Source organism: Streptomyces sp. NPDC059897 (genome assembly GCF_042730865.1).
Classification (GTDB): Bacteria; Actinomycetota; Actinomycetes; order Streptomycetales; family Streptomycetaceae; genus Streptomyces.
Window position 1 is genome coordinate 23,922 of sequence record NZ_JBHWKQ010000018.1, and the last position, 25,447, is coordinate 49,368.

A 25,447-nucleotide genomic window follows, 5' to 3' on the forward strand; every position below is an offset into this window, starting at 1 on the left:
GGTAATGGCGCGGCGTTCCATCTTCAGGTAGGAGAAGTCCGGTGTCTGACGTCCGTGTGACCATCCAACGCGATTCCGAGCGGGAAGAGCGCGTGGTGACGACGGGCACTACGGCCGCCGAGCTCTTCCCCGGTGAGCGCAGCATCGTCGCGGCCCGCGTGGCCGGCGAGCTGAAGGACCTCGCGTACGAGGTCGCCGACGGCGAGACCGTAGAGCCCGTGGAGATCTCCTCCGAGGACGGCCTGAACATCCTGCGGCACTCGACCGCGCACGTCATGGCGCAGGCCGTGCAGGAGCTGTTCCCCGAGGCCAAGCTCGGCATCGGCCCGCCCATCAAGGACGGCTTCTACTACGACTTCGACGTCAAGGAGCCGTTCACCCCCGAGGACATCAAGCGCATCGAGAAGAAGATGCAGGAGATCCAGAAGCGGGGGCAGCGCTTCTCGCGCCGCGTCACCACCGACGCGGACGCCGCGGTCGAGCTGGCCGACGAGCCGTACAAGCTGGAGCTCATCGGCCTCAAGGGCAACGCGGCGCAGGCCGCCGACGGCGCGGACGCCGAGGTGGGCGGCGGCGAGCTGACCATCTACGACAACCTCGACGCCAAGACCGGCGAGCTGTGCTGGAAGGACCTCTGCCGGGGTCCGCACCTGCCGACCACCCGTGTCATCCCCGCGTTCAAGCTGATGCGCTCGGCCGCCGCGTACTGGCGGGGCAGCGAGAAGAACCCGCAGCTCCAGCGCATCTACGGCACCGCGTGGCCGTCGAAGGACGAGCTGAAGGCGTACCTGGAGTTCCTCGCCGAGGCCGAGAAGCGCGACCACCGCAAGCTCGGCGCCGAGCTCGACCTGTTCTCCTTCCCGGACGAGCTGGGCCCCGGCCTCGCGGTCTTCCACCCCAAGGGCGGCGTGATCCGCAAGGTCATGGAGGACTACTCGCGGCGCCGCCACGAGGCGTCCGGCTACGAGTTCGTGAACACCCCGCACATCTCGAAGGAAGCGCTCTTCGAGACCTCGGGCCACCTGCCGCACTACGCGGAGGGCATGTTCCCGCCCATCCAGTTCGACGAGCAGAACTACCGCCTCAAGGCGATGAACTGCCCGATGCACAACCTGATCTTCAAGTCCCGCGGGCGTTCCTACCGTGAACTGCCGCTGCGGCTCTTCGAGTTCGGCACCGTGTACCGCTACGAGAAGTCGGGCGTCGTGCACGGCCTGACCCGCTCGCGCGGCTTCACGCAGGACGACTCGCACATCTACTGCACCAAGGAGCAGATGGCGGAGGAGCTCGACAAGCTCCTCACCTTCGTCCTCGACCTGCTGCGCGACTACGGCCTGACCGAGTTCGAGCTGGAGCTGTCGACCCGCGACGAGTCCGACAAGTTCATCGGTACGGACGAGGACTGGGCGGAGGCCACCGAGGCGCTGCGCTCCGCCGCCGAGAAGCAGGGCCTGCCGCTCGTGCCCGACCCGGGCGGCGCCGCCTACTACGGTCCGAAGATCTCCGTGCAGGCCAAGGACGCCATCGGCCGCTCCTGGCAGATGTCGACCCTCCAGGTCGACTTCAACCAGCCGAAGCGGTTCGGCCTGGAGTACACGGCCGCGGACGGCTCGCGCCAGCAGCCCGTCATGCTGCACCGCGCGCTGTTCGGTTCGATCGAGCGGTTCTTCGGTGTGCTCCTTGAGCACTACGCGGGTGCCTTCCCGGCGTGGCTCGCCCCGGTCCAGGCCGTCGGCATCCCGATCGGCGACGGCCACGTGACGTACCTGGAGGAGTTCGCCGAGAAGGCGCGCGCCCAGGGCCTGCGCGTCGAGGTCGACAAGTCCTCGGACCGCATGCAGAAGAAGATCCGCAACCAGCAGAAGGCCAAGGTGCCCTTCATGGTCATCGCGGGCGACGAGGACATGAACGCCGGTTCGGTGTCCTTCCGTTACCGCGACGGCTCGCAGGAGAACGGCATCCCGGTCGACGAGGCCATCGCGAAGATCGCGAAGGTCGTCGAGGAGCGGGCGCAGGTCTGACCGCCCGTCCCGTCAGTCGGTATCGCGTCGAGAGGCCCCCGGAGCACGCTCCGGGGGCCTCTCCCTTTCCAGGTCCCCTTCCCGCGCGAACACCTGCAGCAGCCACGACGAGAACGAGCCGGTGACCGCGCCGAGCAGCGCCAGGCCGCAGGCCATCACGCCCACCGCCACGAGCCGGCCGATCGGGGTCACCGGGGCCAGATCGCCGTATCCCACCGTCGACAGCGTCGTGCAGGTGAACCACACCGCGTCGCCGTACGTGCGGATGTCCGCGCCGGGCGCAGTGGCTTCCTGCTGGTACAGGGCGAGCGAGCCCGCGAAACCGAGCAGCGTCACCGACAGGCCCGCGTACGCGATCACGCGCGCGTGCAGCGACAGCCGCGGCTCGTTCTGCCGGCGCTGCACCGCCTCGTAGGCCTGCACGATCCGGACGGGACGCAGCAGCGGAAGCAGCAGGACCAGCGTGTCCAGCCAGTGCGTGCGGACGAAGCGCGGCCAGCGCAGTCCGCTCAGGCGCCTGCGCACCACGTAGTCCACGAGGAACACCGCCCACGCGGCGAGCGTGAGGGCGAGGGACAGGTCCCGCAGGGCGCCGGGCAGGCCCTGGCCGAGGACCCGGACCGCGTACCCGGCGAGGTAGACGAGCGAGGCCACCGCCAGGACGACGCCGTTGTGCCGCTCCCAGCGGGCGAGTGGGGTGTCGGTCATCCCGACAGCATCGCCCGCGCCGATCTGGGGCGGTACCCGCCGACACGCCCCCGTGAGGTGACGCCATATGCTGCATTGCATGACGAGTGAGCCGGAGCAGCAGGTCGGTCCAGTGGGTGAGCCGGACGGATTCGGGCGTCTGTGGACCCCGCACCGCATCGCCTACATCCAGGGCGAGGGCAAACCGAGCGGCCCCGGAGCCGACGACGGCTGTCCCTTCTGCGCGGCTCCCGGCAAGTCCGACGAGGACGCGCTGATCGTCGCCCGCGGCGAGCACGTCTTCGCGATCCTCAACCTGTACCCGTACAACGGCGGGCACATGATGGTGCTGCCGTACCGGCACGTCGCCGACTACACCGACCTCGACCTGAACGAGACCGCGGAACTCGCCGACTTCACCAAGCGCGCGATGGCCGCGCTGCGCGCCGCGTCGGGCGCGCACGGCTTCAACATCGGCATGAACCAGGGCGCGGTCGCGGGCGCCGGCATCGCCGCCCATCTGCACCAGCACATCGTTCCGCGCTGGGGCGGCGACACCAACTTCATGCCGGTCGTCGGCCACACCAAGGTGCTGCCGCAGATGCTCGCCGACACGCGCACGGCCCTGGCGAAGGCCTGGCCGAGCGACTGACCGCCCGAGGGGGCGGGCCCCCTACGCGTTGTACGTGTCGGCCTTCCCCGGCGTCGGGTCCTGGACCGCGCCGCTGAGGAAGCCCGAGCGGGCGCCGAACTTCTCGGTGTCCACGCCGTTCTCCTCGAGCACCCTGATGGCCGCCGCGTGCACCACGCGCAGCACGGGCGTGGCCGTGCGCAGCGCGTCGTCCGCCATGAAGCGGTGCCGCCACGGCTGGTCCGCCCACGCGTGCCGCAGACCGAACGGCTCGGGCAGCACCAGCTTGCCGCCGAGGTGGTCCAGGAGCGGCGGGTACCAGGTGAAGGGCGCGCGGACCGCGATCCGGACCGCCTCGTCCGAGGTGATCAGCGGGAGCGTCTTCTCCGTGGTCTCCCAGAACCGTATGGGCTTGGAGATCTCCTTCGTCTTCGGCTCGGGCTTCGACGTGAACAGGGAGTGCACCGGGCCGAGCGCGTGCCCGGTCACCTCGATCCGCAGCGTCTGGTGCAGCACCGTCACCGTGATCAGCATGGTGATGACCAACTGGCCGTCCCAGAGCGTGAACTGCACGCCCAGGTAGTGACGGCTGCCGCCGCCGAACTGCTGCTCGTTGCAGATCCGCTCTATCTCGTGCTGCCTCGTCTCGAACGCCTCGACGTTCACGCCAGAGGGGCGCGTCACACTCTTCGCGTTCTCCCCGATCGGCGAGACGATCCAGTGCTTCACCGAGGGCGTCGGGAAGCCGCCCGTGTGGATGGGCTTGCGCTCCAGGAGGCGGAGCTGGTCGTGGATCGCGCGGACCACGTCCCAGCTGCGGAACGGGTGGATGTCCTTGCCGGGCTCCTTCGACACCAGGTCCTCGGCGAGCTGCCAGCCGCCCCAGCGCGTGCCCATGCCCAGGATGCCCTTGGGGCCGGCGTAGAACACGGAGTTCGACTGCTGCTCGGCCGACAACTTGGCGAGGTTCTGCCGCAGTTGCTCCGCGGCGGTCTCGCCGGGGCTGCCGGGCACCGCCTCCGGGATCTTCGCCCCGATCCCGCCGCCGGACAGCAGCCCGCCCCAGCGGTCCCGCAGGTCCTTGGCGGTGCTCTCGCAGATCCGCCGCGCCCACCAGCCGCCGACCACGGGAGCCACGAACGAGGCGCGCAGGTACCAGGTCCAGCCGCTGTCGGAGGGAAGCTTGACGAGCGCGATCACGACGACGACGAACACGACGGCCATCAGTGCCATGGTGAGGCCGGCCCGGCCGCGCGCCGCACGCTCGTGCTTCTTGGCCTCGCGCTTCTCCTTGGTGCCCTTGCCCTCGGCCTCCTTGACCTCCTTCTCGGCCAGGGCCACCCGGATGTTGTCCCTGCGGCGGAGCTCGAACGCGGTCACCCAGAGCAGGAAACCGGGCAGGAACAGGAAGCCGAACACCACCGTCACCAGCGTCAGCAGGCTGTCGCGCTGGCGCCGGATCCGGTTGGCCGCGAGGCAGTGCTCCACGACGACCTGCGGTTCCGTGCCGAACGACTGGATGAGCGGTTTGCGGGCGCCGCCCAGCATCCGCACCTGCACCGCCCGCGCGAAGGCCTCGCCGAGGTTCGGCGCGAAGAGCGACCACATCCCCTTCTTCACCTGGGACTTGTGCCACTCGTTGTTGGTGTCCTCGATCTTCATCGCCGGGTCGTCCCGGTACGCGGCCGAGGCGATGGCGAACGTCGCGGCGGTCTGGCCCGCGGAACCCTGCAGCGGGATCTGCGCGCCCGGCCGGAAGTCGAATATTCCGTCGGCCGAAGCCGGCTTGATCGTGTCCGCCACTGCCACCCCCATCACCGCACGCCGTCGCTGCGGCTTTTCCCGACTTGCCCGCCCCGCACACCTGTTGGGCGCGCCGTCGGCCGGATCCGGCTGATCTTCGACCAGCGTAACGGCCACCACCGACACCGGTCCCGTGGAACGGGAAGCCGGTGCCGGCGCGCGCTCCCGGGCCGACTACGGGACGTCCTGGGCCTGTTCGCGGATCCGTTCGCTCAGCTGGGCCGGCATCGGCTCGTGCCGGGCGTACGCGCGGCTGAAACGCGCGGTGCCGTGCGACAGCGAGCGCAGGTCCACCGCGTAGCGGCCGATCTCGATCTCCGGCACCTCGGCCCGGATCAACGTCCGCCCGCCGGCCGCCTGTTCGGTGCCGACGACGCGGCCGCGCCGCCCCGACAGATCGCTCATCACGGTGCCCACGTAGTCGTCGCCGACGAGGACCTCCACCTCGGCCACCGGCTCCAGGAGATGGATCCGCACCTCGGCCGCCGCCTCCCGCAGCGCGAGCGCCCCGGCCGTCTGGAACGCCGCGTCGGACGAGTCCACCGAGTGCGCCTTGCCGTCGAGCAGCGTCACCCGCACGTCGATCAGCGGATACCCGGCCGCGACGCCCTTCGCCGCCTGCGCCCGCACGCCTTTCTCCACGGACGGGATGAACTGCCGGGGCACCGCGCCGCCGACGACCTTGTCCACGAACTCGATGCCCGAGCCGCCGGGCAGCGGCTCCACCTCGATCTCGCAGATCGCGTACTGGCCGTGGCCACCGGACTGCTTCACATGGCGGCCGCGCCCCGCCGATTTGCCCGCGAACGTCTCCCGGAGGGAGACCTTGTGCGCGATGACGTCGACCTGTACGCCGTACCGGCTGCGCAGCCGTTCCAGGGCGACGTCCGCGTGCGCCTCACCGAGGCACCACAGCACCACCTGATGCGTGTCCTGGTTCTGTTCCAGGCGCATCGTCGGGTCCTCGGCGACAAGGCGTGAGAGCCCCTGCGAGAGCTTGTCCTCGTCGGCCTTGCTGTGCGCCTGGATGGCCAGCGGGAGCAGCGGGTCGGGCATCTCCCACGGGGACATGAGCAGCGGCGCCTCCTTCGCCGAGAGCGTGTCCCCGGTCTCCGCCCGGCTCAGCTTCGCCACGCACGCCAGATCGCCCGCGATGCAGTGGGTCAGCGTGCGCTGCTGCTTCCCGAAGGGGGCCGAGAGCGCCCCGATCCGTTCGTCCGCCTCGTGCAGGGCGCGGGTCTCGTGCCCGTGGTCGGTCAGGCCGTGGCCCGACACGTGCACCGTCTCGTCGGGCCGCAGGGTGCCGGAGAAGACGCGGACGAGCGAGACCCGCCCCACGTACGGGTCGGACGCGGTCTTCACGACCTCCGCGACCAGCGGCCCCTGCGGGTCGCAGGCGTGGATGTCGAGCTCCTTCCCGTCGCGCCCCCGCACATCGGGCGTGGCCCGCTCCAGGGGGGTCGGGAAGCCGCCGGTGATCAGCTCCAGGAGTTCGACGGTGCCGATGCCCTGCCGTGCGTCCTCCGCCGCCGGGGCCGCCGCCAGGACCGGGTGGAAGACGCCGCGCGCGACGGCCCGCTCCAGGTCGTCGACGAGCGTCTTGACGTCGATCGCCTCGCCTCCCAGGTAGCGGTCCATGAGGGTCTCGTCCTCGCTCTCGGCGATGATCCCCTCGATGAGCCGGTTGCGGGCCTCCTCGATCAATGAGGCCTGTTCGGCGTCCGGTTCCGACTCTTTGCGTTCGCCCGACGCGTAGTCGAAGAGGCGCTGCGTGAGCAGACCGATCAGGCCCGTCACGGGCGCGTGCCCGTCCGGCGCCGGTTCGCCGCGCAGCGGGAGGTACAGCGGGAGCACGGCGTCCGGGTCGTCGCCGCCGAAGATCTCCGCGCAGGTGCGTGTCATGTCCTCGAAGTCGGCGCGCGCCGCCTCCAGGTGCGTGATCACGATGGCCCGTGGCATGCCGACCGCCGCGCACTCCTCCCACACCATGCGTGTCGCGCCGGCCATCGTCTCGGGCCCGTCGGCCGCCGAGACGACGAAAAGGGCCGCGTCCGCAGCCCGCAGACCGGCCCTCAGTTCCCCGACGAAATCCGCGTAGCCGGGGGTGTCCAGCAAGTTGATCTTGAACCCGTCCCACTCCAGCGGGACGAGCGAGAGCTGGACCGAGCGCTGCTGGCGGTGCTCGATCTCGTCGTAGTCGGAGACGCTGGTGCCGTCCTCGACGCGGCCCGCCCGATTCACCGCCCCCGCGGTCAGCGCGAGGGCCTCCACCAGGGTCGTCTTGCCCGATCCGCTGTGGCCGACCAGCACCACATTCCGTACGGACGCGGGATGGTCGGCCGTCGCTGCCCTGCCGGCGGCTCCGGGGTGTCCGTTGGTCTTGTCGCCCATGCCTTGCCTCCCGGTTGCTTGCTCGGTGAGGTCGTGAGGGCGCGGACACGCGAATCCGCGTGCGGAGGCGGCTTCGGCGACGCCCGCGGTGTCTTCGAGCTTTCCACTCGGGTCACTGTGCGTCCATACGTCGTACGGGATCGCACGCGCGCGTGTGCGGCCCGTCCGCGTTCTACGCGCGCTCCTGGCTACGATGGGCCAGCCGGTGGCCAGAGGGGCCGCGCGGCCACCGACCCTCGGGAAGGCCATGCTGAACAAGTACGCGCGTGCATTCTTTACGCGTGTCCTCACACCGTTCGCCGCGTTTCTCATCCGCCGCGGAGTGAGCCCCGACGCTGTCACGCTCCTGGGCACCGCCGGAGTGGTGGCCGGTGCGCTGGTCTTCTATCCGCGCGGTGAGTTCTTCTGGGGAACCGTCGTCATCACGCTGTTCGTCTTCTCGGACCTCGTGGACGGAAACATGGCGCGCCAGCTGGGCCGCTCCAGCCGCTGGGGCGCCTTCCTGGACTCCACGCTCGACCGCGTCGCCGACAGCGCCATCTTCGGCGGACTCGCGCTCTGGTACGCCGGCGGCGGGAACGACAACGTGCTGTGCGCCGTGTCGATCTTCTGCCTCGCCAGCGGCCAGGTCGTGTCCTACACGAAGGCACGTGGCGAATCGATCGGCCTGCCAGTCGCCGTGAACGGACTCGTGGAGCGCGCCGAGCGGCTCGTCATCTCGCTCGTCGCCGCGGGCCTCGCCGGGCTGCACACGTTCGGCGTGCCGGGCATCCAGTACCTGCTGCCGGTCGCCCTGTGGATCGTCGCCGTGGGCAGCCTCGTCACGCTGATCCAGCGCGTGGTGACGGTGCGCCGCGAGTCCGCGGAGGCCGACGCGGCCGCCCAGGAGGGGGCCACCTCGTGAGCGGGACGCAGGAGCGGATCACCGACGCGCTGTACGGGCTCGGCTGGGCGACCGTCAAGAAGCTCCCCGAGCCGGTCGCCCGGCGCCTCGGCCGCACGATCGCCGACGCCGCCTGGAAGAAGCGCGGCAAGGGCGTGCTGCGCCTGGAGGCCAACCTCGCGCGCGTGGTGCCCGACGCCACGCCGCAGCGCCTGCGACAGCTCTCCAAGCAGGGCATGCGCTCGTACCTGCGCTACTGGATGGAGTCCTTCCGGCTCCCCGCGTGGAGCAAGGAGCGCATCAAGGACGGCTTCACGGCCAAGGACCTGCACTACCTCACCGAGGGCCTCGACGCCGGCAAGGGCGTCGTCCTCGCGCTGCCCCACATGGGCAATTACGACCTGGCGGGCGCCTGGGTCACCACCAAGCTGGACACGCCGTTCACGACCGTCGCCGAGCGCCTCAAGCCGGAGACCCTGTACGACCGTTTCGTCGCGTACCGGGAGGGCCTCGGCATGGAGGTGCTGCCGCACACGGGCGGCTCCGCCTTCGGGACGCTCGCCCGGCGGCTGCGTGCGGGCGGCCTGGTCTGCCTGGTGGCCGACCGGGACCTGTCGTCCTCCGGTGTGGAGGTCAAGTTCTTCGGCGAGACGACGCGGATGCCCGCCGGGCCCGCGATGCTCGCCCAGCAGACCGGCGCGCTGCTGCTCCCGGTCACCCTCTGGTACGACGAATCGTCCGTCATGCGGGGTCGCGTCCACCCACCCGTCGACGTGCCGGAGACAGGTACGCGGGCCGAGAAGACGTCTGCCATGACGCAGGCGCTGGCCGATGCCTTCGCCACGGGGATCGCGGACCATCCGGAGGACTGGCACATGCTGCAGCGCTTGTGGCTCGCCGACCTCGACCATTTCGAAGAGAGGCCGGCGTGAGGATCGGAATCGTCTGCCCGTACTCCTGGGACGTGCCGGGCGGCGTCCAGTTCCACATCCGCGATCTGGCGGAGCACCTCATCGCCCTGGGGCACGAGGTGTCCGTCCTCGCGCCCGCGGACGACGAGACCCCGCTGCCGCCGTACGTCGTGTCGGCGGGCCGCGCGGTTCCCGTGCCGTACAACGGCTCGGTGGCGCGCCTGAACTTCGGGTTCCTGAGCGCCGCGCGCGTACGCAGGTGGCTGCACGACGGCACGTTCGACGTGATCCACATCCACGAACCGGCGTCCCCCTCGCTCGGCCTCCTGACCTGCTGGGCCGCGCAGGGGCCGATCGTCGCGACCTTCCACACGTCCAACCCGCGCTCGCGCGCCATGATCGCCGCGTACCCGATCCTGCAGCCCGCCCTGGAGAAGATCAGCGCGCGCATCGCGGTGAGCGAGTACGCGCGCCGGACCCTGGTCGAGCACCTGGGCGGCGACGCGGTCGTGATCCCCAACGGCGTCGACGTCGACTTCTTCGCGCGGGCCGAGCCCAAGGCCGAGTGGCAAGGGGACACCATCGGCTTCATCGGCCGCATCGACGAGCCCCGCAAGGGCCTGCCGGTGCTCATGAAGGCCCTCCCGAAGATCCTCGCCGAGCGCCCGCAGACCCGCCTTCTGGTCGCCGGACGGGGCGACGAGGACGAGGCCGTGGCCTCCCTGCCCAAGGAGATGCGGGACCGCGTCGAGTTCCTCGGCATGGTCAGTGACGAGGACAAGGCGCGCCTCCTGGCGAGCGTCGACGTGTACGTCGCGCCCAACACCGGAGGCGAGAGCTTCGGCATCATCCTGGTGGAGGCCATGTCGGCGGGCGCCCCGGTGCTCGCCTCCGACCTCGACGCCTTCGCGCAGGTCCTCGACCAGGGCGCGGCGGGGGAGCTGTTCACCAACGAGGACGCCGACACTCTCGCCGTCGCGGCCCTGCGCCTTCTTGGCGACCCGGAGCGCCGCGCCGAACTGCGCGCGCGTGGCAGCAAGCACGTCCGGCGCTTCGACTGGTCCACGGTCGGCGCGGACATCCTCTCCGTCTACGAGACGGTGACCCAGGGCGCGGCGGCGGTCGCGGCGGACGAGCGGACGGGGCTGCGGGCACGCTTCGGCTTGGCGCGGGACTGACCCCTGCCGCCGCCCCGGTAGCCTTGCCGCCCGTGACCGTCACCCTCATCTGGATCGCCGTAGCCCTCTTCGCGATCGGGCTCTACCTGAGCTGGACCGCGGGGCGGCTCGACCGCCTGCACGCCCGGATCGACGCGGCCCGCGCCGCGCTCGACGCCCAACTCCTGCGCCGCGCCTCCGTGGCGCAGGAACTGGCCACGTCGGGCGTGCTCGACCCGGCCGCGTCGATCGTGCTGTACGAGGCGGCGCACGCCGCGCGGCAGGCCGAGGAGGAGCAGCGCGAGGTCGCCGAGAGCGAGCTCAGCCAGGCCCTCAGGGCGGTCTTCGGCGAGCCCGCCCAGGTCGAGGTGGTCCGGGAGGCCCCCGGCGGCGAGGAGGCCGCGGAGGAGCTTGCCCAGGCCGTCCGCCGCGTCCCCATGGCCCGCCGCTTCCACAACGACGCCGTGCGCGCGGCCCGCGCGCTGCGCCGCCACCGCAAGGTCCGCTGGTTCCGGCTCGCCGGACACGCCCCGTTCCCGCTGGCCTTCGAGATGGACGACGAGCCTCCGGCCGCGCTCGCCGACCGCGCCACCACGTAGACCGGACCCACCGGATCGCAGGCCAAAAGGAGCCACCGGCTGCTCATTGGCCCTTGTAGTGGCCTGCTCCCCAGAGGTTTCCTCGGTGCTGCAAAAGCCTTCGTTCACCGAGTGAGGTCACCCGTGTCCACTTCCGAAAACACCGCCACCGGCACCGCACGCGTCAAGCGCGGCATGGCCGAGCAGCTCAAGGGCGGCGTCATCATGGACGTCGTCACGCCCGAGCAGGCGAAGATCGCCGAGGACGCCGGCGCCGTCGCCGTGATGGCCCTGGAGCGGGTGCCCGCCGACATCCGCAAGGACGGCGGCGTGGCCCGGATGTCCGACCCGGACATGATCGAGGGCATCATCGGCGCTGTCTCGATCCCGGTGATGGCCAAGTCCCGCATCGGCCACTTCGTCGAGGCCCAGGTGCTGCAGTCCCTCGGCGTCGACTACATCGACGAGTCCGAGGTGCTCACCCCGGCCGACGAGGTCAACCACAGCGACAAGTTCGCCTTCACGACCCCGTTCGTCTGTGGCGCCACCAACCTGGGCGAGGCCCTGCGCCGCATCGCCGAGGGCGCCGCGATGATCCGCTCCAAGGGCGAGGCCGGCACCGGCAACGTCGTCGAGGCCGTCCGCCACATGCGCCAGATCAAGAACGAGATCGCCCGCCTGCGCGGCTTCGACAACAACGAGCTGTACGCCGCCGCCAAGGACCTGCGCGCCCCGTACGAGCTGGTCAAGGAGGTCGCCGAGCTCGGCAAGCTGCCGGTCGTGCTGTTCTCCGCCGGTGGTGTCGCCACCCCCGCCGACGCCGCGCTGATGCGCCAGCTCGGCGCCGAGGGCGTCTTCGTCGGCTCCGGCATCTTCAAGTCCGGCGACCCGGCCAAGCGCGCCGCCGCCATCGTGAAGGCCACCACCTTCTACGACGACCCGAAGATCATCGCGGAGGCGTCCCGCAACCTCGGCGAGGCCATGGTCGGCATCAACTGCGACACGCTCCCCGAGGGCGAGCGTTACGCGAACCGGGGCTGGTGATGACCACTCCCGTGGTCGGAGTGCTCGCGCTCCAGGGCGACGTGCGCGAGCACCTCGTCGCCCTGGCCGCGGCCGACGCCGTGGCCAGGCCGGTGCGGCGCCCCGAGGAACTGGCGGAGGTCGACGGTCTCGTCATCCCCGGCGGCGAGTCGACCACCATCTCGAAGCTGGCCCACCTCTTCGGCCTGATGGAGCCCCTGCGCGCGCGTGTGCGCGAAGGGCTGCCCGTCTACGGCTCGTGCGCCGGACTGATCATGCTCGCCGACAAGATCCTCGACCCGCGTTCGGGCCAGGAGACCATCGGCGGCATCGACATGATCGTGCGGCGCAACGCCTTCGGACGTCAGAACGAGTCCTTCGAGGCGGCGGTCGACGTCAGGGGCGTCGAGGGCGATCCTGTGGAGGGCGTCTTCATCCGGGCCCCCTGGGTGGAGTCCGTGGGCGCCGAGGTGGAGGTGCTCGCCGAGCACGAGGGGCACATCGTGGCCGTGCGCCAGGGCGACGCCCTCGCGACGTCCTTCCATCCGGAGCTCACGGGGGACCACCGGATCCACGCCGTGTTCGTGGACATGGTGCGGGCGAAGGGTGCCCCGGGTTCCTTGTAGGATCTCTGGCGTTCGTAAATTGGTTACGCGAAGGAGACAGGCAGATGTCCGGCCACTCTAAATGGGCTACGACGAAGCACAAGAAGGCCGTGATCGATGCCAAGCGCGGCAAGCTCTTCGCGAAGCTGATCAAGAACATCGAGGTCGCTGCGCGCATGGGCGGCACCGACATCGAGGGCAACCCGACGCTGTACGACGCCATCCAGAAGGCGAAGAAGCAGTCGGTCCCCAACAAGAACATCGACTCCGCGGTCAAGCGCGGCGGCGGCCTGGAGGCCGGCGGCGCCGACTACGAGACGATCATGTACGAGGGCTACGGGCCGAACGGTGTCGCGGTGCTCATCGAGTGCCTCACCGACAACCGCAACCGCGCCGCGTCCGACGTGCGCGTCGCCATGACCCGCAACGGCGGCAACATGGCCGACCCGGGCTCGGTCTCGTACCTCTTCAACCGCAAGGGCGTCGTGATCGTCCCCAAGGCCGAGCTGACCGAGGACGACGTCCTGGGCGCCGTGCTCGACGCGGGCGCCGAGGAGGTCAACGACCTGGGCGAGTCCTTCGAGGTGCTCTCCGAGGCCACCGACCTGGTCGCGGTCCGCACCGCGCTCGTCGACGCCGGCATCGACTACGACTCGGCCGACGCCAACTTCGTCCCGACCATGCAGGTCGAGCTGGACGAGGAGGGCGCGCGCAAGATCTTCAAGCTCATCGACGCGCTGGAGGACAGCGACGACGTGCAGAACGTCTTCGCCAACTTCGACGTCTCCGACGAGGTCATGGAGAAGGTCGACGCCTGACGTGACATCAGCGGCGGGCCGATGGGACACACCCCGTCGGCCCGCCGCTTTGTCAGTGGCACCCGATAGCCTGCACAAACAGGCGATCGAAGGTTGGGGGCAGGCGTGCGCGTTCTCGGGGTGGACCCGGGTCTCACCCGGTGCGGTGTCGGCGTGGTCGAGGGGATCGCGGGCCGGCCGCTCACGATGCGCGGCGTCGGTGTCGTACGGACGCCCCCGGACGCCGAGTTGGGCCACCGCCTCGTCGCCATCGAGCAGGGCATCGAGCAGTGGCTCGACGAGCACCGGCCCGAAGTCCTCGCCGTGGAGCGGGTGTTCAGCCAGCACAACGTGAGCACGGTGATGGGCACGGCCCAGGCCAGCGCCGTCGCCATGCTGTGCGCCTCGCGCCGCGGCATCCCCGTGGCGCTGCACACGCCCAGCGAGGTCAAGGCCGCCGTCACGGGCACGGGCCGCGCCGACAAGGCGCAGGTGGGCGCCATGGTGACGCGCCTCCTCAGGCTCGACGCGCCGCCCAAGCCGGCCGACGCGGCCGACGCGCTCGCCCTCGCCATCTGCCACATCTGGCGCGCCCCCGCGCAGAACAGACTCCAGCAGGCCGTGGCCCAGCACGCGGCCAATGCAGCCCCCGCTTCCCGCGCCGCCCGCGCGGCCCACGCACCGAAAGGCCGTACCGCATGATCGCCTTCGTCAGCGGCCCCGTCGCCGCCCTCGCACCCGACGCCGCGGTGGTCGAGGTGGGCGGTGTCGGCATGGCCCTCCAGTGCACGCCGAACACGCTGTCCACGCTCCGTATCGGCCAGCAGGCCAAGCTCGCCACCTCCCTGGTCGTGCGCGAGGACTCGCTCACCCTGTACGGCTTCGCGGACGACGACGAGAAGCAGACCTTCGAGCTGCTGCAGACCGCGAGCGGCGTCGGCCCGCGCCTGGCCCAGGCGATGCTCGCCGTGCACAGCCCGGACGCCCTGCGCAGAGCCGTCTCCACCGGCGACGAGAAGTCCCTCACCGCCGTCCCCGGCATCGGCAAGAAGGGCGCCCAGAAGCTGCTCCTCGAGCTGAAGGACCGGCTCGGCGAGCCCCTCGGCACGGGCGGCCCGGCCATCGGCACGGCCGTCACGAACGGCTGGCGCGAGCAGCTGCACGCCGCGCTGATCGGCCTCGGCTACGCCACCCGCGAGGCCGACGAGGCGGTCGACGCGGTCGCCCCGCAGGCCGAGGCCACCGAGGGCACTCCGCAGGTGGGCCAGCTCCTGAAGGCAGCCCTGCAGACCCTCAACCGCACGCGCTAGCCGACCGGCCCACCACCCGCCCCCACCCGTAACGCGAGGCACCACACATGAACTGGGACGAGACCACCGACGACGCCGCGACGCCGCAGGCCGACCGGCTCGTAGGTGCGTCCGCCGACACGGAGGACCAGGCGGTCGAGGCCGCCCTGCGCCCCAAGGACCTGGGCGAATTCATCGGCCAGGAGAAGGTCAGGGAACAGCTCGACCTGGTCCTGCGCGCCGCCCGCGCGCGTGGCGCCACCGCTGACCACGTCCTGCTCTCCGGCGCCCCCGGCCTCGGCAAGACCACCCTGTCCATGATCATCGCGGCCGAGATGGGCGCCCCGATCCGCATCACCTCGGGCCCCGCGATCCAGCACGCGGGCGACCTCGCGGCGATCCTCTCCTCGCTCCAGGAGGGCGAGGTCCTCTTCCTCGACGAGATCCACCGGATGTCGCGGCCCGCCGAGGAGATGCTCTACATGGCGATGGAGGACTTCCGCGTCGACGTCATCGTCGGCAAGGGCCCCGGCGCCACCGCCATCCCGCTGGAGCTGCCGCCCTTCACCCTCGTCGGCGCGACCACGCGCGCGGGGCTGCTGCCGCCGCCGCTGCGGGACCGCTTCGGCTTCACCGCGCACATGGAGTTCTATGGGCCTCCCGAGCTGGAGCGGGTGATCCACCGCTCGGCGAGCCTCCTCGACGTGGAGATCGACACCGCCGGAGCCGCCGAGATCGCCGGACGCTCCCGCGGCACCCCGCGTATCGCCAACCGCCTGCTGCGCCGCGTCCGCGACTACGCGCAGGTCAAGGCCGACGGGCAGATCGACCGGGACATCGCCTCCGCCGCCCTCGGTGTCTACGAGGTGGACGGCCGCGGCCTCGACCGCCTGGACCGCGCCGTGCTCGAAGCCCTGCTCAAGCTGTTCAGCGGCGGACCTGTGGGACTTTCGACACTCGCCGTCGCCGTGGGGGAGGAGCGTGAGACCGTGGAAGAGGTCGCCGAGCCCTTCCTCGTCAGGGAAGGACTCCTGGCGCGCACCCCCAGGGGACGTGTGGCGACTCCCGCCGCGTGGGCCCACCTGGGACTCACCGCACCCCAAGGGAGACCTGGGGCAGGCGGACAACAAGACCTCTTCGGGGCATGACGGCGCGCGTAGTCGCCGGGGCTGGAACCCCGGTGCCATGCTGAGCGTTGTTCCCACCGTGCGGACTCGCTTAGACTCCGCCGACGTCGCCTTTGCGGCGGCGTAATACCCCATCATCGATGCGGCCGCATTTCGACACGGCCGAATGAAGGAAGTTCCTACCCGTGAGTCTCGTGACCCTCCTCCCGTTCATCGTGCTCATCGGGGCCATGTTCCTGATGACCCGGTCTGCCAAGAAGAAGCAGCAGCAGGCCGCGAATATGCGCAATGAGATGCAGCCCGGTTCCGGCGTCCGCACGATCGGGGGCATGTACGCCACGGTCAAGGAGGTCCACGACGACGCGGTCCTTCTCGACGCCGGTCCCGGCGTCCACCTCATGTTCGCGAAGAACGCCATCGGTGCCGTGCTCACCGATGACGAGTACAACCGCATCGTCCACGGCGAGGAAGTCGTTGAAGATGACGAACTGACCAACGACGCCGTCGTGCCGGACGACGCCTCCTCCCTCACCGAGGCCGACGAGACCGCCGCCGCTGACGACTCGCGCATCGACCTCGGCAAGAAGGACGAGCCCGCCGAGGACACCGAGGGCGAGAAGGCCGAGAAGGCCGAAAAGGCCGAGAAGGCCGAGAAGGCCGGCGACGCCGAGGTGAAGAAGACCGACGGCGAGTCCGACGCGAAGTAGTACGGCCGGAACCGTGGGGCGACCGCTCGATGTGCCCCGCGGTTCCTGTCCGTGCGTGACCCGCGCGGACTCTCGACCATTTCATGGCCGTCCTGGCACCCAACCCCGATGCCGGACGGATGGAGAGGGAGTACGAGAAGGTGGCCACACCTAAGAAGAGCCGAGGGGCAGGTGCCCAGTCGAAGCCGGGGCGCGCCCTGGGCCTGATCGTGATCATCATGGTCGCGCTCGTCGGGGGGATGTTCGCCTCCGGCACGTTCACCCCGCGCCTTGGCATCGACCTCGCGGGCGGCACCAGCATCACGCTGGAGGCCAAGAACGAGCCGGGCAAGCCCAACGCGATCAACAAGACCAACATGGACACGGCGGCGGACATCATCAACCGCCGTGTCAACGGCATGGGTGTCTCCGAGGCCGAGGTCCAGACGCAGGGCAAGAGCAACATCATCGTCAACATCCCGCGAGGGACGAACGAGAAGCAGGCTCGCGAGCAGGTCGGTACGACCGCGCAGCTCTACTTCCGTCCGGTGCTCACGATGACCGCCGGCCAGCCCGCCGGCCAGGGTGACAAGTCGGCCACCCCGTCCCCGAGCGCCTCGTCCGGCGGCAAGGCGACCGACAAGACCACCGGCTCGGACAAGGCGACCGACAAGTCGTCGGCCACGCCGTCGCCCACCGCCACGACGCAGGGCCGCGCCGTCACCGACAGCCTGAAGGCCGACGCGACGCCGAGCGCCTCCGCGAAGAGCGGCGACGACGCGAAGGCGAGCCCGAGCCCCAGCACCGACCCGGCGACCGCCGCGCTGCAGAAGAAGTTCATGCAGCTCGACTGCACGGACAAGTCGGCCCGCACCAAGATCAACGAGGGCGCGAAGTCCTCCGACCCGATCATCGCCTGCGGGCAGAGCCAGGGCCAGTGGCAGAAGTACATCCTCGGCCCGTCCGAGGTGGGCGGCAAGGACGTCAAGAAGTCCCAGGCGACCATCAACCAGCAGTCCGGCCAGTGGGTCGTGAACATGGAGTTCACGGGCGCGGGATCGAAGAAGTTCGCCGCGACGACCGGCAAGCTCAAGACCCAGCAGTCGCCGATGAACCAGTTCGCCATCGTGCTCGACGGCGACGTGGTCTCCGCCCCCAGCGTCAGCTCCACCCTGAGCCAGAACGCCGAGATCTCCGGCTCCTTCACCCAGGAGTCCGCCCAGGACCTCGCGAACGTGCTCTCCTACGGCGCCCTGCCGCTGACCTTCCACGAGCAGAGCGTCACCTCGGTGACCGCCGCGCTCGGCGGTGAGCAGCTCGACGCCGGCCTGATCGCGGGCGCCATCGGCCTCGCGCTGGTCGTGATCTACCTGGTGGTCTACTACCGGGGCCTGTCGATCGTCGCCCTCGCCTCGCTGCTCACGTCCGGCATCCTCACGTACACCCTGATGACGCTGCTCGGCCCGGCCATCGGCTTCGCGCTGAACCTGCCGGCCGTCTGTGGTGCCATCGTGGCCATCGGCATCACCGCGGACTCGTTCATCGTGTACTTCGAGCGAATCCGGGACGAGATCAGAGAGGGACGCACCGTGCGTCCCGCGGTGGAGCGCGCCTGGCCGCGGGCCCGACGCACCATCCTGGTCTCCGACTTCGTGTCGTTCCTCGCGGCCGCGGTGCTCTACATCGTGACCGTCGGCAAGGTGCAGGGCTTCGCGTTCACGCTCGGCCTGACCACGCTGCTCGACATCGTCGTGGTCTTCCTCTTCACGAAGCCGCTGATGACGCTCCTGGCCCGCACCAAGTTCTTCACGAGCGGGCACAAGTGGTCCGGCCTCGACCCGAAGCGCCTCGGCGTGCAGCCCCCGCTGCGTCGCACCCGCCGCGCCACCCGCCCTGTCGACCCGAAGGAGGCGTGAGATGTCGAAGCTGGGCAATCTCGGCGCCAAGCTGTACCGCGGTGAGGTCGGTTACGACTTCATCGGCAAGCGCATGATCTGGTACGGCGTCTCGATCCTCATCACCATCACGGCCATCGTCGGCCTCGGGGTGCGCGGCCTGAACATGGGCATCGAGTTCGAGGGCGGCGCGATCTTCACGACGCCCAAGACCAGCGTCTCGGCGCAGAAGGCCGAGGAGTACGCGGCGGACGCCTCGGGCCACCCGGCGGTCGTCCAGGAACTCGGCTCGGGCGGTCTGCGCATCCAGGTCGCGGGCGTCGACACCGCCAAGTCGGACCAGATCAAGGCCGAGCTGTCCAAGGACATGGACATCCCCGCCGACGACATCAACGCCGACCTGGTGGGCCCCAGTTGGGGCGCCTCGATCGCCAACAAGGCATGGCAGGGCCTGGCCGTCTTCATGGTCCTGGTCGTGATCTATCTGGCGATCGCCTTCGAGTGGCGGATGGCGCTCGCGGCACTCGTCGCGCTCATCCACGACATCACGATCACCGTCGGGATCTACGCCCTCGTGGGCTTCGAGGTCACGCAGGGCACGGTGATCGGTCTGTTGACCATCCTTGGCTATTCGCTCTACGACACGGTCGTCGTCTTCGACTCGCTCAAGGAACAGACGAAGGACCTGGAGAAGCAGACCCGCTTCACGTACAGCGAGGTCGCCAACCGGTCGATCAACAGCACCCTGGTCCGCTCGATCAACACCACGGTCGTGGCGCTCCTCCCGGTCGGCGGCCTGCTGTTCATCGGCGGCGGCTTCCTCGGCGCGGGCATGCTGAACGACATCTCGCTGTCGCTCTTCGTGGGCCTCGCCGCCGGTGCGTACTCGTCGATCTTCATCGCCACTCCGCTGGTCGCCGACCTCAAGGAGCGCGACCCGAAGATGAAGGCGCTCAAGAAGCGGGTGCTCGCCAAGCGGGCCGCCGCCGCGGCCAAGGCCGACACGGCCGTCGTGGGCCACCAGGCCGACGGCTCGGAGGAGACGGACGTCGATCCCGAGGACGCCGCCCCCGCGGCCGCAGGGTCCACCACGGCGGGTCCGCGCAACCAGCCGGCCCGCAACCGCGGCCGCGGCCGCCCCTCGGGCAAGCGCCGCTGAGCCGGTCCCGCACGGTCGTCACAAGGGCGCCGGGAGCCTTCGAGCCCCTGGCGCCCTTGGCGTTCGTCGACAGCCGCGACTGCTAGGGTTGGCGGTCGCCGCGAAGCGGTCGAATCTCCTGGAAAAACTCTTCACATACTCGCTGAGGTGCAGAAATGACCGACATCAAGGAGCTGCTCCTCAGCCGCATCCGCGATGTGCAGGACTATCCGGAGCCCGGCGTCCTGTTCAAGGACATCACGCCGCTGCTCGCGGACCCGGCGGCCTTCACGGCCCTCACCGACACGCTCGCGGAGCTCTGCGTCCGCAACGGCGCCACGAAGATCGTCGGCCTGGAGGCGCGCGGCTTCATCCTGGGCGCCCCCGTCGCGATCCGCGCGGGCCTCGGCTTCATCCCCGTACGCAAGGCGGGCAAGCTCCCCGGTGCGACGCTCGCGCAGTCGTACGAGCTCGAGTACGGCTCCGCCGAGATCGAGGTGCACGCCGAGGACCTCGGCGCCGACGACCGGGTCATGGTGATCGACGACGTGCTGGCCACCGGCGGCACCGCCGAGGCCGCCGTCCATCTGATCCGCCGCGCGGGCGCCGAGGTCGCGGGCTGCGCCGTCCTCATGGAACTGGGTTTTCTGCCCGGCCGCGGACGACTGGAATCCGCCCTTGAGGGCGCGCCGCTCGACTCCCTGCTCGTGGTGTAAAGCCGCAGCTCACAGCCCTGGCGGCGGGTCCGGAGGAATCCGGTGCCCGCCTCTGGTGTTTCACCAGTACGAAGGCGTCCCGTCGGCCCAGGGCGAGCCGAGGACGCCGGATCGATACCATGGGCTCTCCGGGACCTGAACGGGGGACCCGTCGCGCACGAGGAGCGCCGTTGCCAGACGAGGCCAAGCCACTCTCCGCCGCCGCGCATGACGAACAGGCCACGCGCGCCGCGGCTCCTTCCCGCACGCCCGAGAAGGACGCCAAGGCGGCGAGGCCTGCGCCGCCGAGCGGCACGGCGGCCGAGCAGCCGCGCACCAAGCCTCCCGCCAACCAGCCGCGCCCCACGCCCCCGCCCGCGATCCGCGCGGCCACGAACCAGCCCGCCGCGCGCTCCGGCTCCTCCAACCGCGTCCGCGCCCGCCTCGCCCGCCTCGGCGTGCAGCGCTCGAACCCGTACAACCCGGTCCTGGAGCCGCTGCTGCGGATAGTGCGCAGCAACGACCCGAAGATCGAGACGTCCACGCTGCGCCAGGTCGAGCGCGCCTACCAGGTCGCCGAGCGCTGGCACCGCGGCCAGAAGCGCAAGAGCGGCGACCCGTACATCACGCACCCGCTCGCGGTGACGACGATCCTTGCCGAGCTGGGCATGGACCCGGCGACGTTGATGGCGGGCCTGCTGCACGACACGGTCGAGGACACCGAGTACGGCCTGGACACCCTCAAGCGCGACTTCGGCGACCAGGTCGCCCTGCTCGTCGACGGCGTCACGAAGCTCGACAAGGTCAAGTTCGGCGAGGCCGCGCAGGCCGAGACCGTGCGCAAGATGGTCGTGGCGATGGCCAAGGACCCGCGCGTCCTGGTCATCAAGCTCGCCGACCGCCTGCACAACATGCGCACGATGCGCTACCTCAAGCGCGAGAAGCAGGAGAAGAAGGCCCGCGAGACGCTGGAGATCTACGCTCCGCTGGCGCACCGCCTGGGCATGAACACCATCAAGTGGGAGCTGGAGGACCTCGCCTTCGCGATCCTCTACCCCAAGATGTACGACGAGATCGTGCGGCTCGTGGCCGAGCGCGCGCCCAAGCGCGACGAGTACCTGGCCATAGTGACCGACGAGGTGCAGTCCGACCTGCGCGCGGCCCGCATCAAGGCGACCGTCACCGGACGCCCGAAGCACTACTACAGCGTCTACCAGAAGATGATCGTCCGCGGCCGTGACTTCGCGGAGATCTACGACCTGGTGGGCATCCGCGTCCTCGTCGACACGGTCCGCGACTGCTACGCGGCCCTTGGCACGGTCCACGCCCGCTGGAACCCGGTTCCGGGGCGGTTCAAGGACTACATCGCGATGCCCAAGTTCAACATGTACCAGTCGCTGCACACGACGGTCATCGGGCCCAACGGCAAGCCGGTCGAGCTCCAGATCCGCACGTTCGACATGCACCGCCGCGCCGAGTACGGCATCGCCGCGCACTGGAAGTACAAGCAGGAGGCCGTCGCCGGCGCCTCCAAGGTGCGCACGGACGCGCCGAAGTCGTCCGGCAAGGGCAAGGACGACCACCTCAACGACATGGCGTGGCTGCGCCAGTTGCTCGACTGGCAGAAGGAGACGGAGGACCCGGGCGAGTTCCTGGAGTCCCTGCGCTTCGACCTCTCGCGCAACGAGGTCTTCGTCTTCACGCCGAAGGGCGACGTCATAGCGCTCCCGGCCGGGGCCACCCCGGTGGACTTCAGTTACGCGGTCCACACGGAGGTCGGCCACCGGACCATAGGAGCACGCGTCAACGGACGCCTGGTCCCGCTCGAATCGACGCTCGACAACGGCGACTTGGTCGAGGTCTTCACCTCCAAGGCGCAGGGCGCGGGCCCGTCCCGCGACTGGCTCGGCTTCGTGAAGTCGCCGCGTGCGCGCAACAAGATCCGGGCGTGGTTCTCCAAGGAGCGCCGCGAGGAGGCCATCGAGCAGGGCAAGGACGCCATCGCGCGCGCCATGCGCAAGCAGAACCTGCCGATCCAGCGCATCCTGACCGGCGACTCGCTCGTCACGCTCGCGCACGAGATGCGCTACCCGGACATCTCGTCCCTGTACGCCGCCATAGGCGAGGGCCATGTCACGGCGCAGTCCGTCGTGCAGAAGCTCGTACAGGCGCTCGGCGGCGAGGAGGCCGCCAACGAGGACATCGCCGAGAGCGCACCGCCCTCGCGCGGCCGCTCCAAGCGCCGTTCGAACGCGGACCCGGGCGTGGTGGTCAAGGGCGTCGACGACGTCTGGGTGAAGCTGGCGCGCTGCTGCACGCCGGTGCCGGGCGACCCGATCATCGGCTTCGTCACGCGCGGCAGCGGCGTATCGGTTCACCGCAGCGACTGCGTCAACGTGGACTCGCTGTCCCGTGAGCCGGAGCGCATCCTCGAGGTCGAGTGGGCGCCCACGCAGTCGTCCGTCTTCCTGGTCGCCATACAGGTGGAGGCCCTGGACCGCTCGCGGCTCCTGTCGGACGTGACCCGGGTCCTGTCGGACCAGCACGTGAACATCCTGTCCGCGGCGGTCCAGACGTCCCGCGACCGGGTGGCCACGTCCCGCTTCACGTTCGAAATGGGCGACCCGAAGCACCTGGGCCACGTCCTCAAGGCGGTACGGGGCGTGGAGGGCGTGTACGACGTGTACCGCGTGACATCCGCACGTCGGCCGTAACGATCAAGCTGGCTGCGCATGATTGAGCCCCTGCGGCGCTTGAGCAGCGGGGTCCGGGGCGGAGCCCCGAGGCATGAGAACGGCCCCCGAGCGCAATGCTCGGGGGCCGTTCCCACGTTCCGGTCTCAGCGGAGGCGGAGGCTCACCCGCCGAACTCGTGCAACCCCTTCACAGCCTGGTCCAACAGCGCCTGGCGACCGTCCAGCTCCTTCTGGAGCTTGTCCGCCTTCGCGTTGTTGCCCTGCGCACGGGCCTGCTCGACCTGCCCGCTCAGCTTGTCGACCGCCGCCTGCAGCTGGCCGGTGAGGCCTTCCGCACGGGCCCGCGCCTCCGGGTTCGTCCGGCGCCACTCGGCTTCCTCGGACTCCTGGATGGCGCGCTCCACGGCGTGCATCCGGCCCTCCACCTTCGGCCGGGCGTCCCGTGGGACGTGACCGATGGCCTCCCACCGCTCGTTGATCGAACGGAACGCGGCGCGCGCCGACTTCAACTCCCCGATGGGCAGCAGCTTCTCGGCCTCGTCGGCGAGCGCCTCCTTGAGCTTGAGGTTCTCGCCCTGCTCGGCGTCGCGCTCGGCGAACACCGCGCTGCGGGCCGCGAAGAAGATGTCCTGGGCGCCGCGGAAGCGGTTCCACAGGTCGTCCTCGTGCTCGCGCTGGGCGCGGCCCGCGGCCTTCCAGTCCGCCATCAGGTCGCGGTAACGGGCCGCCGTGGCACCCCAGTCCGTCGAGTTCGACAGCGACTCGGCCTCCGCGACCAGCTTCTCCTTGGTCTTGCGGGCCTCCTCGCGCTGCGCGTCGAGCGACGCGAAGTGGGCCTTGCGGCGCTTGGAGAACGCCGAGCGGGCGTGCGAGAAGCGGTGCCACAGCTCGTCGTCCGACTTGCGGTCCAGGCGCGGCAGGCCCTTCCAGGTGTCCACGAGGGCGCGCAGCCGCTCGCCGGCCGCCCGCCACTGCTCGGACTGGGCCAGCTCCTCCGCCTCGACGACCAGCGCCTCCTTGGAGTGCCGGGCCTCGTCGGACTGCTTGGCCTTCTGGGCCTTGCGCTCCTCGCGCCGGGTCTCGACGCTCGCCACCAGCTTGTCGAGCCGCTTGCCGAGCGCCTCCAGGTCACCGATCGCGTGCGCGTCCGTGACCTGCTCCCGCAGGTGCTCGATCGCCGTCATGGCGTCCTTGGCCGACAGGTCCGTCGTCTGGACCCGGCGTTCGAGGAGCCCGATCTCGACGACCAGGCCGTCGTACTTGCGCTTGAAGTAGGCCAGGGCCTCGTCAGGAGACCCCGCCTTCCACGAACCGACCTCTCGCTCGCTGCCGTCGGCCGAACGCACGTACACGGTCCCCGTCTCGTCGACGCGGCCCCACGGGTCGCTGCTCACAGCGCCTCCTCCACATGATGCCTGCGCGGGGGTGTCCCACCCCGGGGCATCGTCCACAGTTTCCTGGCGGGCCCGGCCCGCCCTCCACAACGCGGCTCGAATCCGCGCCGCACGAAGCCAATCTAGGCGACCGGCCGCCCCACTGTCCGCACTCAGCGCGGCACAATTCCGCGCCTACGCGCGCGTGGGGCGGCCTGTGGCCTCACTTCTTGCCGACCGTCGCCTTACTGATCTTGACGGCCTGCTTCGGCGCCCCGTCCTCCGAGCCGCCGGTGACGCCCTTCGCGGCGACGTCCTGGACGACCTTGAGGCCCTTCGCGTCCATCGTGCCGACGGGCGTGTAGGTGGGCGTCAGCTTGCTGTCCTTGTAGACGAGAAAGAACTGGCTGCCACCCGAGTTCGGCTGCCCGGTGTTGGCCATCGCCACCGTGCCCGCCTTGTACGTCACCGAACCGTCCTTGGCCGGCTTGCCGAGCCCCTTCAGGTTCTCGTCGGGGATCGTGTAGCCGGGGCCGCCCGCGCCGGTGCCCTCGGGGTCGCCGCACTGCAGGACGTAGATGCCCTTGGTGGTGAGGCGGTGGCACTTCGTCCCGTCGAAGAAGCCCTTGTCCGCGAGGTGCTTGAACGAGTTCACCGTGTGCGGGGTCTTCGCCGCGTCCATCGCGACCGTGATGTCGCCGGCGCTCGTCTTGAAGGCCATGTCGTACTTGGCCTTCTTGTCGACCGTCATCTTGGGCTCCGACGCCTTCTTGCTCGGCGAGGCGGACGGGCTCGCCTTGGCGCCGGTGTCCTTCGTGCCGTCGCCGCTGAAGGCCCCGGCGGCGTACGCGCCACCCGTGCCGAGGACGGCCACCGCGAGCACGGAGGCGATCACGGTGTTGCGCGTGCGGGCCTTGCGCCGTGCGGACTCGCGCCGCTGCTGCTGGCGCAGGAACTTCTCCCGGGCGAGCTGACGCTGCCGCTGATCCTTGCTGACCACCGGGTCTTCTCCTCGTACGTCTCGTGACCTTGTTGGGGCCCCTGATAGTGCCCCGTACCGTA

22 protein-coding genes are annotated in these 25,447 nt (G+C 70.2%); 17 read left to right on the forward strand and 5 right to left on the reverse strand.

Annotated elements, in window-relative coordinates:
- Nucleotides 1-41: 41 nt before the first annotated feature.
- On the forward strand, nt 42-2,021 hold the full coding sequence (thrS, locus tag ACFV9W_RS20975) for a threonine--tRNA ligase (protein ID WP_385762990.1): 1,980 nt from the start codon (nt 42-44) through the stop codon (nt 2,019-2,021).
- Nucleotides 2,022-2,033: 12 nt separating this feature from the next.
- Here thrS and ACFV9W_RS20980 read toward each other — a convergent pair whose 3' ends face one another.
- On the reverse strand, nt 2,034-2,729 hold the full coding sequence (locus ACFV9W_RS20980) for a potassium channel family protein (protein WP_385762993.1): 696 nt from the start codon (nt 2,727-2,729) through the stop codon (nt 2,034-2,036).
- 67 nt (nt 2,730-2,796) lie between these two features.
- Between ACFV9W_RS20980 and ACFV9W_RS20985 the strand changes: the two genes are divergently transcribed.
- Entirely contained in the window at nt 2,797-3,360 is a 564-nt protein-coding gene (locus ACFV9W_RS20985) for an HIT family protein (protein ID WP_385762995.1), read from the forward strand.
- A 21-nt stretch (nt 3,361-3,381) separates the two neighbouring features.
- On the opposite strand, the gene ACFV9W_RS20990 is transcribed toward ACFV9W_RS20985, so the two are convergent.
- Complete coding sequence (locus ACFV9W_RS20990) at nt 3,382-5,154, reverse strand: hypothetical protein (protein ID WP_385762997.1); 1,773 nt, start codon at nt 5,152-5,154, stop codon at nt 3,382-3,384.
- A 162-nt stretch (nt 5,155-5,316) separates the two neighbouring features.
- Entirely contained in the window at nt 5,317-7,533 is a 2,217-nt protein-coding gene (locus ACFV9W_RS20995) for an elongation factor G-like protein EF-G2 (RefSeq protein ID WP_385762999.1), read from the reverse strand.
- Between the two features lie 193 nt (nt 7,534-7,726).
- On the opposite strand from ACFV9W_RS20995, the gene pgsA reads away from it, so the two are divergent.
- The 15 genes from pgsA (at nt 7,727) to ACFV9W_RS21070 (ending at nt 23,031) form a co-directional block, all read left to right on the forward strand.
- Nucleotides 7,727-8,437, forward strand: a complete 711-nt coding sequence (gene pgsA / locus ACFV9W_RS21000) for a phosphatidylinositol phosphate synthase (RefSeq protein WP_385763001.1) — start codon at nt 7,727-7,729, stop codon at nt 8,435-8,437.
- Nucleotides 8,434-9,348: a phosphatidylinositol mannoside acyltransferase gene (locus ACFV9W_RS21005; RefSeq protein ID WP_385763003.1), complete on the forward strand. Its 915-nt coding sequence runs from the start codon at nt 8,434-8,436 to the stop codon at nt 9,346-9,348. Before pgsA ends, ACFV9W_RS21005 begins: the two co-directional genes overlap by 4 nt.
- Nucleotides 9,345-10,505, forward strand: coding sequence for a glycosyltransferase family 4 protein (locus tag ACFV9W_RS21010; RefSeq protein WP_385763005.1), 1,161 nt, complete (start codon nt 9,345-9,347; stop codon nt 10,503-10,505). Before ACFV9W_RS21005 ends, ACFV9W_RS21010 begins: the two co-directional genes overlap by 4 nt.
- A gap of 32 nt (nt 10,506-10,537) precedes the next feature.
- Nucleotides 10,538-11,083 (forward strand): hypothetical protein, encoded by a 546-nt coding sequence (locus ACFV9W_RS21015; RefSeq protein WP_385763007.1) that lies wholly within the window; start codon nt 10,538-10,540, stop codon nt 11,081-11,083.
- Between the two features lie 123 nt (nt 11,084-11,206).
- The gene (gene pdxS / locus ACFV9W_RS21020; RefSeq protein ID WP_385763009.1) at nt 11,207-12,106 is read left to right on the forward strand and encodes a pyridoxal 5'-phosphate synthase lyase subunit PdxS; all 900 of its coding nucleotides are present in this window, start codon (nt 11,207-11,209) and stop codon (nt 12,104-12,106) included.
- The gene (gene pdxT / locus ACFV9W_RS21025; protein WP_385763011.1) at nt 12,106-12,711 is read left to right on the forward strand and encodes a pyridoxal 5'-phosphate synthase glutaminase subunit PdxT; all 606 of its coding nucleotides are present in this window, start codon (nt 12,106-12,108) and stop codon (nt 12,709-12,711) included. The genes pdxS and pdxT overlap by 1 nt, the downstream gene beginning before the upstream one ends.
- A 44-nt stretch (nt 12,712-12,755) precedes the next feature.
- Nucleotides 12,756-13,508 carry a YebC/PmpR family DNA-binding transcriptional regulator gene (locus ACFV9W_RS21030; RefSeq protein WP_385763013.1) on the forward strand — a complete coding sequence of 251 codons (753 nt, stop codon included), beginning with the start codon at nt 12,756-12,758 and terminating at the stop codon, nt 13,506-13,508.
- Nucleotides 13,509-13,613: 105 nt separating this feature from the next.
- Nucleotides 13,614-14,189: a crossover junction endodeoxyribonuclease RuvC gene (gene ruvC, locus ACFV9W_RS21035; protein WP_385763015.1), complete on the forward strand. Its 576-nt coding sequence runs from the start codon at nt 13,614-13,616 to the stop codon at nt 14,187-14,189.
- Nucleotides 14,186-14,797, forward strand: coding sequence for a Holliday junction branch migration protein RuvA (gene ruvA, locus ACFV9W_RS21040; RefSeq protein WP_385763018.1), 612 nt, complete (start codon nt 14,186-14,188; stop codon nt 14,795-14,797). The genes ruvC and ruvA overlap by 4 nt, the downstream gene beginning before the upstream one ends.
- Nucleotides 14,798-14,844: 47 nt before the next feature.
- Complete coding sequence (ruvB, locus tag ACFV9W_RS21045; RefSeq protein ID WP_385763020.1) at nt 14,845-15,924, forward strand: Holliday junction branch migration DNA helicase RuvB; 1,080 nt, start codon at nt 14,845-14,847, stop codon at nt 15,922-15,924.
- Nucleotides 15,925-16,088: 164 nt separating this feature from the next.
- The gene (gene yajC / locus ACFV9W_RS21050) at nt 16,089-16,610 is read left to right on the forward strand and encodes a preprotein translocase subunit YajC (protein ID WP_385763022.1); all 522 of its coding nucleotides are present in this window, start codon (nt 16,089-16,091) and stop codon (nt 16,608-16,610) included.
- 140 nt (nt 16,611-16,750) lie between these two features.
- The gene (gene secD, locus ACFV9W_RS21055) at nt 16,751-18,505 is read left to right on the forward strand and encodes a protein translocase subunit SecD (RefSeq protein ID WP_385763188.1); all 1,755 of its coding nucleotides are present in this window, start codon (nt 16,751-16,753) and stop codon (nt 18,503-18,505) included.
- A gap of 1 nt (nt 18,506) precedes the next feature.
- The gene (gene secF / locus ACFV9W_RS21060) at nt 18,507-19,643 is read left to right on the forward strand and encodes a protein translocase subunit SecF (RefSeq protein ID WP_385763024.1); all 1,137 of its coding nucleotides are present in this window, start codon (nt 18,507-18,509) and stop codon (nt 19,641-19,643) included.
- Between the two features lie 155 nt (nt 19,644-19,798).
- Entirely contained in the window at nt 19,799-20,338 is a 540-nt protein-coding gene (locus ACFV9W_RS21065) for an adenine phosphoribosyltransferase (protein ID WP_385763026.1), read from the forward strand.
- A gap of 170 nt (nt 20,339-20,508) precedes the next feature.
- Complete coding sequence (locus ACFV9W_RS21070) at nt 20,509-23,031, forward strand: RelA/SpoT family protein (protein WP_385763028.1); 2,523 nt, start codon at nt 20,509-20,511, stop codon at nt 23,029-23,031.
- A gap of 142 nt (nt 23,032-23,173) precedes the next feature.
- Here ACFV9W_RS21070 and ACFV9W_RS21075 read toward each other — a convergent pair whose 3' ends face one another.
- A complete protein-coding gene (locus ACFV9W_RS21075) occupies nt 23,174-24,406 on the reverse strand; it encodes a DUF349 domain-containing protein (protein ID WP_385763030.1) in 1,233 nt (410 codons plus the stop codon).
- A 202-nt stretch (nt 24,407-24,608) separates the two neighbouring features.
- The gene (locus ACFV9W_RS21080; RefSeq protein ID WP_385763032.1) at nt 24,609-25,385 is read right to left on the reverse strand and encodes a peptidylprolyl isomerase; all 777 of its coding nucleotides are present in this window, start codon (nt 25,383-25,385) and stop codon (nt 24,609-24,611) included.
- Nucleotides 25,386-25,447: the final 62 nt, after the last annotated feature.

What these genes read in the sequence shown, in the direction of transcription:
- ACFV9W_RS20980 (WP_385762993.1), bottom strand. Translation starts at nt 2,729, where the DNA reads ATGACCGACACCCCACTCGCCCGCTGGGAGCGGCACAACGGCGTCGTC.
- ACFV9W_RS20985 (WP_385762995.1), top strand. Translation starts at nt 2,797, where the DNA reads ATGCTGCATTGCATGACGAGTGAGCCGGAGCAGCAGGTCGGTCCAGTG.
- ACFV9W_RS20990 (WP_385762997.1), bottom strand. Translation starts at nt 5,154, where the DNA reads ATGGGGGTGGCAGTGGCGGACACGATCAAGCCGGCTTCGGCCGACGGA.
- ACFV9W_RS20995 (WP_385762999.1), bottom strand. Translation starts at nt 7,533, where the DNA reads ATGGGCGACAAGACCAACGGACACCCCGGAGCCGCCGGCAGGGCAGCG.
- pgsA (WP_385763001.1), top strand. Translation starts at nt 7,727, where the DNA reads ATGGGCCAGCCGGTGGCCAGAGGGGCCGCGCGGCCACCGACCCTCGGG.
- pdxT (WP_385763011.1), top strand. Translation starts at nt 12,106, where the DNA reads ATGACCACTCCCGTGGTCGGAGTGCTCGCGCTCCAGGGCGACGTGCGC.
- ACFV9W_RS21030 (WP_385763013.1), top strand. Translation starts at nt 12,756, where the DNA reads ATGTCCGGCCACTCTAAATGGGCTACGACGAAGCACAAGAAGGCCGTG.
- ruvA (WP_385763018.1), top strand. Translation starts at nt 14,186, where the DNA reads ATGATCGCCTTCGTCAGCGGCCCCGTCGCCGCCCTCGCACCCGACGCC.
- ruvB (WP_385763020.1), top strand. Translation starts at nt 14,845, where the DNA reads ATGAACTGGGACGAGACCACCGACGACGCCGCGACGCCGCAGGCCGAC.
- secF (WP_385763024.1), top strand. Translation starts at nt 18,507, where the DNA reads ATGTCGAAGCTGGGCAATCTCGGCGCCAAGCTGTACCGCGGTGAGGTC.
- ACFV9W_RS21065 (WP_385763026.1), top strand. Translation starts at nt 19,799, where the DNA reads ATGACCGACATCAAGGAGCTGCTCCTCAGCCGCATCCGCGATGTGCAG.